Here is a 12,168-nt window from a genome sequence, read left to right on the forward strand (position 1 = left end):
TCTATTTTAAATAAAGAATCCAATTGCAATCAATACAACTGAAGCTAAACTGATCCATTTTACATTGCCTTTTACCACATCTAAAATCGGAATTTGGAATCCAGATGATAAAGCTTGCATCGTGATATTAACAAAACTCATTTGGCTTCCTAGCCCTACTCCAACTGCAACTAATCCAAGCTCGATAGATGAAAAACCTAATGACACAGCTACAGGGAGAACAAGTGTTAACACGGAACCTACATAAGCACCCGCAGGAACACCGATTAAAATTCCCGTTAAAATCGCAACTGGAACCATGATCAACGTAGGCGCAGCACTTGCAATACCCGCAATAACAGCAAAGGTACCAGTTTGAGCAATGATATTAATAAATGCTAGGAAAATACCTACTTGGAACAATCGAGTCAAAATATACGTAGAACCATCCACCATAGCTTCCACAGACTGATTCAACGTGAAATCTGAACAAATAAAAATCAAAGCCAATGTCAAAACCATATAGACTAGCGGCGTCAATAATGGGAATCCTACAAGATCATTAACTACAGGACCGAAAATTACGGCAAACAATAAAAAGATTGCAGGTAAAGTCAATTTAAATAATGCTTTATTACTCATTTGCGCGTATTCATCATCACTATTTTCTTTAAAACCAATATTTCGACGTTTTGTTCCCCAAAAAGCTAGAATAATAGCTAACGCACAAAAAAGTAACCAAATCGGACGCATATCTGAAACATATTTTGCTACACTGAAATCGCCTAATTTAGAAACGATACTAGACTCCAATGAAGCTGGTGAAGTCGTAAACGAAACAGCTGCCGCAAGTGACATCGCCGCAATCAGCTCAGGAACGGCCCCGACCGCTACAAATGCTAATGGTGCGATAACCATTGCGCTTCCGCCGCCAATGCCTGACATATATGTCGCTGCTGCTAACAAAATAACAATAAATGCTGAAACATATTCGACTTTGCCTTTTGTCCCACGTTTGGCAAGTGTTAATGCTGCTGAATAACCGCCTGACTTAAACACGGCCATTGCAACTGCAGAATTGATGATTGGCACAGTAATTCCGAGCATCATTGGGATAGTTTCTAATAATTGCTTATTGGCTTGTTCTAATCCAATTCCACCAATAATCATCGCTAGAACACCGCCGACAAAACCAGCAATGATCATATCGACTTTCATAAATAATAAAACTAAAACTAAAATCAATGGAATGATTACGATAACCGCTTTTATTCCCGTAGGTGCTGTAATTGCATCAATCTCTTGTGCAAATGCAGGCACAAATGAAAAAAGAAACAGTATTGAAAGTAGTAGTCCACTCAAAAATCTTTTAGGTATTTTCATCATTATTCCTCCAACTTTGGCTAATTAAAACCTCTTTTTTTAACAAGTAATCATTGCATTTTTTTAATTACTGAATTTTATACCCTTTGAAATATTCCAATAGGATACAAAATTATGGGTATGTCCATTTTTAGTTCTTCAACTTGATTAAGTTATTTATTCTCAAATAGAAAATAGGATAAATAACTATTTATGTGATTGAAATAATCTTGTTTACTTGTTTCAATTCAGCTACCGCAACCTCCTTCCTCCATCTTATAATACGTTTATTTTCTAAAAAAAGGAACAAGAATGCACCAATAAGTTGTAAGAATTAGAAAAGAACGGTAACGCTTGCATTTTTATGTATGCAGTATTTGTAAAAAAACAGCATATGCAAATCGAAGTACACAATTTGTTTATGCTGTTTGTCTTTACTATTCTTTTTCTTTAAGCAATTCAGTTAAATCATACGGTGTATTTTGATAAACCGCATAGTTTAACCAATTAGAAAATAACAATGAAGCTGCCATATGCCATCTTAGTTGAGGTCGTTCCTTCATGTTATCATTTGGAAAGTAATTTTTAGGTAGTTTAGGATGAATCCCTTTTAATTGATCTCGCTCGAATTCTTGTTCAAGCGTTTCCCGATCATATTCTAAATGTCCGGTTGCATAGAATGCTCGATTATTTTTATTTCCAACTAAAAAAACCCCAGCCTCTTTTGATTCAACCAAAACCTCTAACTCTGCCACATTCTCGACATCACTTCTTTTAATGCCAGTATAACGTGAATGAGGAGCAAAAAATAAATCGTCAAATCCTTTTAAAATACTCCACGTTGGCGCCAGTACATCATGATCATAAATCCCTGTTAATTTTTGGTCTAATAGGTACTTATCGATTTTATGATGGTAATAAAGCCCTGCTTGCGCTCCCCAGCAAATGTGAAACGTTGAAAACACGTGTGATTTGCTCCATTCGAAAATCCCTTGTAATTCTTCCCAATAATCAACATCTTCAAATGGTAATTGTTCAACTGGTGCGCCTGTAATAATCAAACCATCGTAAAATTTCTCCCGAACTTCTTTGAATTGATAATAAAAGCGGTTTAGATGTTCACTTGATGTATTTTTTGCCTCGTGACTACACATATGCAAGAAGTCAACATTTATTTGCAATGGCGTATTACTGAGTAGTCTTAACAGTTGAACTTCTGTTTCATCTTTTTTAGGCATTAAATTTAAGATTAAAATTTCTAAAGGTCGAATGTCTTGGTGCATAGCACGATCTTCGTCCATTACAAAAATTTTCTCTTTCTCTAATACTTTAATAGCTGGTAATTCTTTTGGAACACGAATCGGCATACCCATATCCTCCCTTTCTATTTGTCTAATTTCATTTTACGATAAAACGCGGGAGAAAGGAAGTTTCTTTCTGAGAAAACGCTAAGCAAACTTCTAATTTTGATTTTCATCAAAAAAACACGAGGCAGGATATTAGTCCCACCTCATGTTTTCCCTTATAGAAAGTAAACTTGTTAATGCCTTAGATTATTCTTCTTCTTTGTTTTTGCGTTTGAAGGTGAAGAAGGCAAAGACACCTAATAGTAACGCTCCTACTACTCCCCAATTGCTGACAATTTCACCGTTATTAGGAAGATTTTTTTGTCCGCCGCTTAGGTTTTTCAAGCCAGAACCGCTATTATTACCTAAGTTGCCGCCGTTACCAGTTCCATTACCGTTGCCATTGCCGTCACTTGGATCGGCTGGCAGTTTAAAGCTAGCTGGTTCACTTTGATTACCATCGCTATCTTTGGCAATTGCTAAAATCAGCTCTTTTGGTTCAGCAAAGCCGATTGGGATTTCAATAACAAATCCACCGTTATCGCCTGCCGTCGCCGTACCTAGAACTTCTCCAGCTGCATTTTGAAGTTCTACATCATTTCCTGGTGTTGCAATTCCTTTGATTGTATAACCTGTCATTGAATTACCGGTTACACTGTTAATGATTGGAGTAGCAACATAAACTGTTGGATCAGCTGGTGTCATAAATGGTGTCGCTGTACTAACATCTCCACTGCTATTTTCAGCAATTGCTGTTAGTGGTTCATTTTCAGTAGCAGCTCCTATTGGTAAAGCGATAGCAAACTCACCGTCTAGTGCAAGTGGAGCTCCACCTGAAATTGTTCCATTCAAATCAGCTACACCTGATCCGATAACTCTTCCTGCCGCATTGCGGATTTTCACTTTATTTCCAGCCGTTGCTCTACCTGTTACAATGTAACCTGTTTTAGATGTCCCTGTCACGTTATCGATAGCAGGTGCCTCGACATTTGATGAAGGATCAGCTGGAATTGTAAATAATGTTGGTAAGCTTGAGTTAAGCGCATCATCGATTGCGACTGCATTTAATTGTTGTAATGGGTCTACATCTTGAGAAGTCAATTCAATTGAGAAGTTGCCCGTTCCGTCGACTTCTCCAGCTCCTACCTCAGTTCCCGAAAGAGTTCTAAGTGATACTGTATTGCCTGCAGTTGCTGTCCCTGTCACTGTATAGCCCGTTTGGGAGTTCCCTACTACACTTGTTATGATTGGTGCTGCAACTACTACTGGATCTGCTGGCGTTGTAAATGATGTCGCTGGACTTTGATTACCTGCCCCGTCAGAATCTATTGCTCTCAATTGTTCAAGTTGACTAGCTGAGCCTGCTGGAAGCACTACTGAGTAATTTCCACTACCATCTACTTGAGCTGAACCAATTACAGTTCCATTTAATTTCTTGATTGAAACAGTATCTCCTGCAACTGCTGTTCCAACTACTGTATATCCAGTTGCTGAAGTTCCAGTTACACTAGTAACCACTGGTGCTTGGATTGACACTGGATCTGCTGGTGTTGTAAAGACTGTACCAGGACTTGTGTTTCCGTCCGCGTCTTTAGCAGTTGCTGTTAATTGTTCGTTTGGTGATGCTGAGCCTGCTGGAATCGTAACTGTGTAATTGCCACTACCATCTGCTACTCCTGTTCCAATCACCGTTCCGCCTGTATTTTTAATTTCTACAGTGCTTCCTGCTGGTGCTGTACCTGTCACTGTATAACCTGTTGTTGAATTACCTGTCACACTATCAACTGTTGGTGCTGTGACAACCACTGGATCTGCTGGCGTAGTGAATGGTGTTGCTGGGCTTTGGTTTCCATCAGCGTCTTTAGCAGTTGCGGTTAATTGTTGACTTGGTGTTGCTGAACCGATTGGAATCACAATTGAAAAGTTTCCACTTGGATCTGCAACTGCTGTTCCAAGAATCGTGCCACCTGTATTTTTGATTTCTACAGTATTACCAGCTGTCGCTGTACCTGTTACTGTATAACCGGTAGCTGAGGTACCTGTTACTGTATTCACTGTTGGTGCTGCAACTACTACCGGATCTGCTGGTGTTGTAAATGGTGTTGCCGGACTTTGATTGCCATCAGCGTCTTTGGCTGTTGCGGTTAATTGTTGACTTGGTGTTGCTTGCCCAGCTGGAATCGTAACGGTGTAGTTGCCGCTTGGATCTGCAATCGCTGTTCCGATTACTGTCCCACCTGTGTTTTTGATTTCTATAGTATTTCCAGCCGTTGCGGTTCCCGTTACGGTATAACCTGTTGCAGCTGTACCTGTTACAGTATCTACTGTCGGTGCTGTGACTACTACTGGATCTGCTGGCGTTGTAAATGATGTTCCAGGGCTTGTGTTACCATCCGCATCTTTTGCTGTTGCGGTTAATTGTTCATTTGGTGATGCTGAGCCAGCCGGAATCGTAACTGTGTAATTGCCACTTGGATCTGCAACTGCTGTTCCAATAACTGTGCCACCTGTGTTTTTAATTTCTACAGTACTCCCAGCTGGTGCCGTACCTGTTACGGTATAACCTGTTGATGAGGTACCCGTTACACTGTCTACTGTTGGTGCTGTGACTACTACTGGATCTGCTGGTGTTGTGAATGGTGTTGCTGGACTTTGATTGCCATCCGCATCTTTTGCTACTGCAGATAATTGTTGACTTGGTGTTGCTGAGCCTGCAGGAATCACAACTGTGTAGTTGCCACTTGGATCTGCAATCGCTGTTCCAATTACCGTTCCGCCTGTATTTTTAACTTCTACAGTATTACCAGCTGTCGCTGTACCTGTTACTGTATAACCTGTTGCTGAAGTACCCGTTACGCTATCCACTGTTGGTGCTGTAACAACGACTGGATCCACTGGTGTTGTAAATGCTGTTGCTGGACTTTGATTGCCATCCGCATCTTTTGCTACTGCAGATAATTGTTGGTTTGGTGTTGCTAGACCAACTGGGATCGTAACAGTATAGTTGCCACTTGGATCTGCAATTGCTGTTCCGATTACCGTTCCACCTGTATTTTTGATCTCCACTGTATTACCAGCTGTGGCTGTACCTGTTACGGTATACCCTGTTGCTGAAGTACCCGTTACACTATCCACGGTTGGTGCTGCAACTACTACCGGATCTGCTGGTGTTGTAAATGCTGTTGCTGGACTTTGATTGCCGTCAGCGTCTTTGGCTACTGCAGATAATTGTTGACTCGGTGTTGCTGAACCTGCTGGAAGCACTACTGAGTAATTGCCACTTGGATCTGCGATCGCTGTTCCAATGACTGTTCCTCCTGTATTTCTAATTTCAACTGTGTCTCCAGCTGTCGCTGTACCTGTCACAGTGTAACCTGTTGCTCCAGTACCTGTTACAGTATCAACTGTTGGCGCTGTGACAACGACTGGATCTGCTGGTGTGGCGAACGCTGTTGCTGGACTTTGATTACCATCAGCGTCTTTTGCTATTGCAGATAATTGTTCGTTTGGTGTTGCTGAACCTGCTGGAATAGTCACTGTATAGTTCCCGCTAGGGTCCACAACAGCCGTCCCAATTATCGTGCCACCTGTGTTTTTAATGTCAATAGTATTTCCAGCTGTCGCTGTACCTGTTACTGTATAGCCAGCTGTGGATGTGCCTGTTACATTGTCAACGGTTGGTGCTGCGATAACCACTGGATCTGCTGGCGTCGTAAACGGTGTAGGCGTACTTTCAGTTACGCCAGATTTGGCAACTGCAGTTAAAGACTCGCTTGCTGTTGCTTGACCTTGCGAAATCGGGATACTAAAATTACCGCTGCCGTCCGCTGTACCTGTTCCGATTACAGTTCCACCCACATTGCGAATTTCAACAGTATTTCCAGCTGTCGCTGTACCTGTTACTGTATAACCTGTTGCTGAGGTACCTGTTGTATTTGTTACTACTGGCGGTGCCACTACAATTGGATCAGCAGGTGTTGTAAATGCGGTTGGTGTACTCTCGTCTGAACCAGATTTTGCAACTGCATTTAAAGATTCGTTGGCTGTTGCTTGACCTTGCGGAATTGAAATACTGAAATTACCGCTACCATCCGCTGTACCCGTTCCAATTACCGTTCCACCTGTATTACGAATTTCAACAGTATTTCCAGCTGTCGCTGTACCTGTTACTGTATAACCCGTCGTTGAGGTACCTGTTGTATTTGTTACTACTGGCGGTGCCACTACTACTGCATCTGCAGGCGTGGTAAATGATGTTGGCGTACTTTCATCCGATCCAGATTTGGCAACTGCAGTTAATGGCTCATTAGCTGTTGCTTGGCCTTGTGGAATAGTAATACTGAAGTTACCACTTCCATCTGCTGTACCTGTTCCGATTACAGTTCCACCCACATTGCGAATTTCAACAGTATTTCCAGCTGTCGCTGTACCTGTTACTGTATAACCCGTTGCTGAGGTACCTGTTGTATTCGTTACTACTGGCGGTGCTACTACTACTGTATCTGCTGGTGTAGTAAATGGTGTTGGTGTACTTTCGTCTGATCCAGATTTGGCAACTGCAGTTAATGACTCATTAGCTGTTGCTTGACCTTGTGGAATAGTAATACTGAAGTTTCCACTACCATCCGCTGTACCCGTTCCAATTACCGTTCCACCCGTATTGCGAATTTCAACAGTATTTCCAGCTGTCGCTGTACCTGTTACTGTATAACCCGTTGCTGAGGTACCTGTTGTATTTGTTACTACTGGAGGCGCTACCACTACTGCGTTACCAGCGTAATAGATATCAGAAACCCCATTAGCCGTATTGATCAAACTAACATCAATAGTATCAGCTTTTATAACAGTACCAACAAATCTAGCATCTAAGTTTTGAGATAAGCTTGTTGGACTAACAACAGTTGTTGGGATATTGATTGTTGTAGATCCTAATACAGAAGCATCAGCCAGTTGGTTGACCCCCGCTCCGCCAAGACCGACTAACGGTAATGCCACGTTAATAGCTGTATTCACTGTGCCTTTAACTGGAAGTAGCGCAGCGTTAATGGCTGCAGCAACTATATTACTACCAATTCCGCTACCATCTGCCTCTAAAGCGGTAACGGCAGCTTGCAAATCTTGTAAAAGTGTTGAAACATTCTGAGCTAAAACTAAACCTAATCCATCATCAATATTGGCTTGAATATATTTACCGTCAGGAGAAAGAACAGCAGTAGAACTAAATTGCGCACTACCAAAATTTTCAAGGTTATTTAACGCATCGATTTTTTGATTAACTTCAGTTAAATTCAATGTAACACCAGTTAAACTACCTAAGGAACCATCAACAATATCAGTTAACAAATTAGATAGTGTGTTAACAGCATCTAATGTTCCCGTTAAAAATGTTAGGTCCCCTACAGTTAAAGTAATATTTGTATCAATCTGAGCCGGTCCATTTGTAGAAACACGTCCATTTAATTCGGTTGGAATGGATAAAACTGCTTGCTTTGTGCCGCTTGCGATAACAGAACCACCAACTAGCTCACTTCCAGAAATTGAAAAATTGACATTCTTTGTAGCACCATCTGCAGCAAAACGATTGGCAGTAGTAGTTCCACTATCGTTTGAACTTGTTATATTAGATAGGATTTCAGCATCTAATATAGCAGCGGAAGCAGTAATTCCTCCTGGCAAATAAAATGTCAAGGGAACAGTCAATGGTGCAATAACTAGACTACTTGTTAACACTAATGATAATGCGCGATATTTATTCTGTTTTTTTGATTTATTAGTGCTTTTCTTTTTTTGCTTATCATCTTTCATAATTATCCTCCTCTTGCAATCAAACTGATACCACATAACGAACAACTAGAAGCTTTTAAAAAAATTGACACTCTCCTTTCTTAAATCGTGAGCAACATAACTTAATTAAGCTTCTACCTACAGATTTTATAACCTTTATAATATTTTTGGAAATGATATGTATTGAAAATGCTTATTATTTTTTTATATACTTATAATAATTAAATGAAACCGGCAAGAAAAACAAGCGGAAAAGCTTATTTAACAACGTATAAACGATTTTTATTTATTAATTATTTTATAATAAAAAAAAGGCGTTGCATCCACAATCTATTATTCAATTAATATCTCATTTTGATTTAAAATAACAGAAAGCGCTTCCTTTTTATTCTAGAGTTACTCTTTGCCAACGAATAAAAGTAAATAAAAAACAAAGAAAATGAATAATCTTTGTTTTTTATTATTGATTAATTTAACCGTCAAATCACAGTTTTTCTTTTACACTTTTTTCAATGATTGGTTCACTGACTTTTTTATTCCAAAAATCAATTAGAGGACCAGTGAAAAATGCATTAATCACAGTTCCTAGACCAACTGGTCCCCCAAAAATAAAAGCTAAAATCACGAAAAAGATATCTTGTATGATCCTTACTATACGATATTGAGCTTTAGTACGTTCTACGATAATAGGGGCAATGGCATCATATGGAGCATTGCCAATTTTGGCTGACATGTAAAACGATGCACCAAAAGTAAATATCAATACACCTAAAATAAGCAGCAGTCCTTGAGTAAATAGATTGATTTTTATTGTGACAAAGGTTGAATATAGCCATGTATAAAAATCAATAAAAAAACCAGTTAGAACCATATTAATCACTGTTCCAAGACCAATATATTTTCTTCCGAAAACAAAAACTAACCCCAAAATAACTATATTGATGATTAGTTGATACACCCCTAAAGATAAGCCTAAACTCTCCCCTATTCCGATATTCGCTGCTGTGTAGGGGTCTAATCCTACTTGGCCAATCCGTAACGTTGCTGCTCCAAAAGATAAAATTGCTACACCTATCAACGCGTACAACGAGCGAATCAACCACTCACTTTTCTGTTTTTTCTTCATTTTCTAACACCTCATTTAATTTAACCCATTAAGCATCTCAAAAATCAAATTAAAAGGCAAGATTAACGATTGAGTACTGAAAAAAACTAGAAGTGAACCTGCATTCACCTCTAGTTTTTCTAATCAATTAATTATGAGCAATATCTTTTAATGCAGCTTGTGCTAACAAGTTTAAATAGTTCCAAGGACGATCAAAATGCGGTTGGAAGAAGAAATCTGATAAGGCAAGATCTTCAACTGTCATTTCATTTTGAACAGCTAATGATAGAGTATTAGCTGATTGAGTAATATCATATTTAGACATCAATTGTCCCCCGACGATACGATTTGTCCCTTTTTCATAGACTAATTCCATCATGACATTTTCAGTCGTTGGCATGAATTCCGGACGATAGTTGTCTTCAAATTGTGTTGCACTAACATCTAAGTTGTTCATTTTTGCACTTTCTAAAGTAACACCCGTCGATCCAATTTTCCAACCAAACAAGTATAGCCCAGAAGTCCCTTGCGTTCCGCGGTAAGCTAATTTTTGTTCTGTTAAGTTATAACCAACTAACATTCCTTGGCGAACAGCATTTGTCGCTAGCGGAATATAATTCGTCGTATTACTTGGATTATAGTGTACAACTGCACTATCACCTGCGGCAAGAATATCAGGGTTGCTTGATCTCATATATTTATCTACAACGATAGCTCCGTTTGGTAGCATATCTACTTTATCTTTAAGCAATGTTGTATTAGGACTGAATCCAACACACATGATGACCATATCCGCTTCAAATTCTTGGCTAGGTGTAATTACTTTATTCACATGTCCGCTTGCATCAGCTTTGAATTCTTGAACATTCTCACCTAGTGCTAACGTTACGCCACGATCCACAAGTTCTTTTTCCAAAACATCTGTAAAGGGCTTGTCTAAATATTTGTTTAAAATACGGTCTAATCCATCGATCAGTGTAACATCTTTTCCTGACTCTACAAAAGCTTCAACTAACTCGATACCAATATATCCGCCACCTACAACGACAACTTTTTTCGCATCTTTTGCACGTTCGATAATGACATTCGCTTGGTTAAAGTTTTTACATAATAAAATATTTTCTGCTTCAATTCCTTTAATTGGCGGAATGATTGGCCAAGAACCTGTTGTCATAACTAATTTATCGTATGACACCGTTTCTTCAACACCAGTGTGTAAATCTTTTGCAGTTACTGTTTTATGATCAACATCGATTGTTTCGACTTCATGTTCCATTTTAACTGTAGCACCAAGAGACGCTAGTTCTTCAGGACTTGAATAGAATAAGCTGCTAGCCTCCTTCACTACTCCTCCAACGTATAAAGCAATCCCGCATGATAGAAACGATACATTATCATTTCGTTCATAAACGGTTACCTCCGCATTTGGGTGATTTGTTAAAATACTTTTGACTGCAGCTGTTCCTGCATGCGTACATCCTACGACTACGACTTTCATTTTGTAAATCCCTTCTTTCAAGTTAAATTTTTCACCAACGAACTCATTATGAATCTATTGGTATACTAAAAATATAACAAAATAGAAAGCCATATTCGAGTTCTTTGCTTGTGAATCGAAAACTTATTTTTTCACAAACTCGTCTATTTTTAACCTTATTTTCATCAAATTAACTATATAAACACTTCTAAACACTGTCTTTTCAACAAAAAAAGCCGAGAAATGTTAATTTCTCAGCTTGTGAAAATAAGTTGCTATTGATTTATTGAAGCTATAATTTCTATTTCAACAAGAACATCTTTAGGTAAACGGGCTACTTCTACAGCAGAACGCGCAGGTAATTGATTGGTAAAGGCTTTTGCATAAACTTCATTGAATGCTACAAAATCGTTCATATTCTTTAAAAAACATGTGGTTTTGACAACATGATCAAAGTCACTACCTGCTTCTTCTAAAATCGCAGCAATATTTTTAAGAACTTGTTCAGCTTGTTCTTCAATCGTAGTACCAACAACTTCGCCAGTTTCAGGACTTAATGGAACTTGACCTGAGGCAAATAACAAGCCATTCACAATGTTCCCCTGTACATAAGGACCAATTGCTTTTGGCGCTTTATCTGTATTGATTGATTTCATTTTACCCCTCATTTCATTCTTTTTTTGCTTTTTGACAGTCTGGACACAGACCATATAATTCTAATCTATGTTCATTAATTTCAAAGCCAGTCAATTTACTCGCCGCCATTTCAACATCTTCCAAACCTGGATAATGAAAATCGACGATTTTACCACAATTCTGACAGATGGCATGGTAATGTTTTTTAGAGCTGAAATCAAAGCGACTAGACGCATCACCATAATTCATCTCTTGAACAAAACCAATGTCAGTAAACAAACGTAAATTATTATAAACAGTTGCAACACTCATATTCGGAAAACGATCTTCTAGTGAACGATAAATTTCATCGGCTGTTGGATGGCTATGATTCTCAATTAGATATTCCAAAATTGCATACCTTTGAGGAGTAATACGAATATTGGCTTCTTTTAACTCTTCAAGTGCATTTTTTACCAATACATTGTCCATTTGTTTCC

Annotated in this window: 7 protein-coding genes; all 7 read right to left on the reverse strand. The window is 38.9% G+C overall.

The annotated features are described in order from the left end of the window. Window positions 1-6 precede the first annotated feature (6 nt). The 7 genes from AC4BB7_RS09020 to perR all read right to left on the reverse strand — a co-directional run bounded on the left by AC4BB7_RS09020 (window position 7) and on the right by perR (window position 12,160). A complete protein-coding gene (locus AC4BB7_RS09020; protein ID WP_086313074.1) occupies window positions 7-1,362 on the reverse strand; it encodes a citrate transporter in 1,356 nt (451 codons plus the stop codon). A 416-nt stretch (window positions 1,363-1,778) separates the two neighbouring features. Continuing rightward, window positions 1,779-2,708, reverse strand: coding sequence for a homoserine O-acetyltransferase MetA (gene metA / locus AC4BB7_RS09025; RefSeq protein ID WP_490482797.1), 930 nt, complete (start codon window positions 2,706-2,708; stop codon window positions 1,779-1,781). Window positions 2,709-2,894: 186 nt separating this feature from the next. Continuing rightward, window positions 2,895-8,492 (reverse strand): Ig-like domain-containing protein, encoded by a 5,598-nt coding sequence (locus tag AC4BB7_RS09030; RefSeq protein WP_490482798.1) that lies wholly within the window; start codon window positions 8,490-8,492, stop codon window positions 2,895-2,897. 463 nt (window positions 8,493-8,955) lie between these two features. After that, on the reverse strand, window positions 8,956-9,597 hold the full coding sequence (locus tag AC4BB7_RS09035) for a YczE/YyaS/YitT family protein (protein ID WP_086313076.1): 642 nt from the start codon (window positions 9,595-9,597) through the stop codon (window positions 8,956-8,958). Window positions 9,598-9,724: 127 nt separating this feature from the next. Further along, window positions 9,725-11,074, reverse strand: a complete 1,350-nt coding sequence (locus AC4BB7_RS09040; protein WP_490482799.1) for an NADH oxidase — start codon at window positions 11,072-11,074, stop codon at window positions 9,725-9,727. Window positions 11,075-11,328: 254 nt separating this feature from the next. Continuing rightward, the gene (locus AC4BB7_RS09045) at window positions 11,329-11,709 is read right to left on the reverse strand and encodes a RidA family protein (RefSeq protein ID WP_086313078.1); all 381 of its coding nucleotides are present in this window, start codon (window positions 11,707-11,709) and stop codon (window positions 11,329-11,331) included. A 13-nt stretch (window positions 11,710-11,722) separates the two neighbouring features. Next, the gene (gene perR, locus AC4BB7_RS09050) at window positions 11,723-12,160 is read right to left on the reverse strand and encodes a peroxide-responsive transcriptional repressor PerR (RefSeq protein WP_086313079.1); all 438 of its coding nucleotides are present in this window, start codon (window positions 12,158-12,160) and stop codon (window positions 11,723-11,725) included. Window positions 12,161-12,168 lie beyond the last annotated feature (8 nt).

This window comes from Enterococcus sp. AAFC-DPL-5182 (assembly GCF_058216605.1).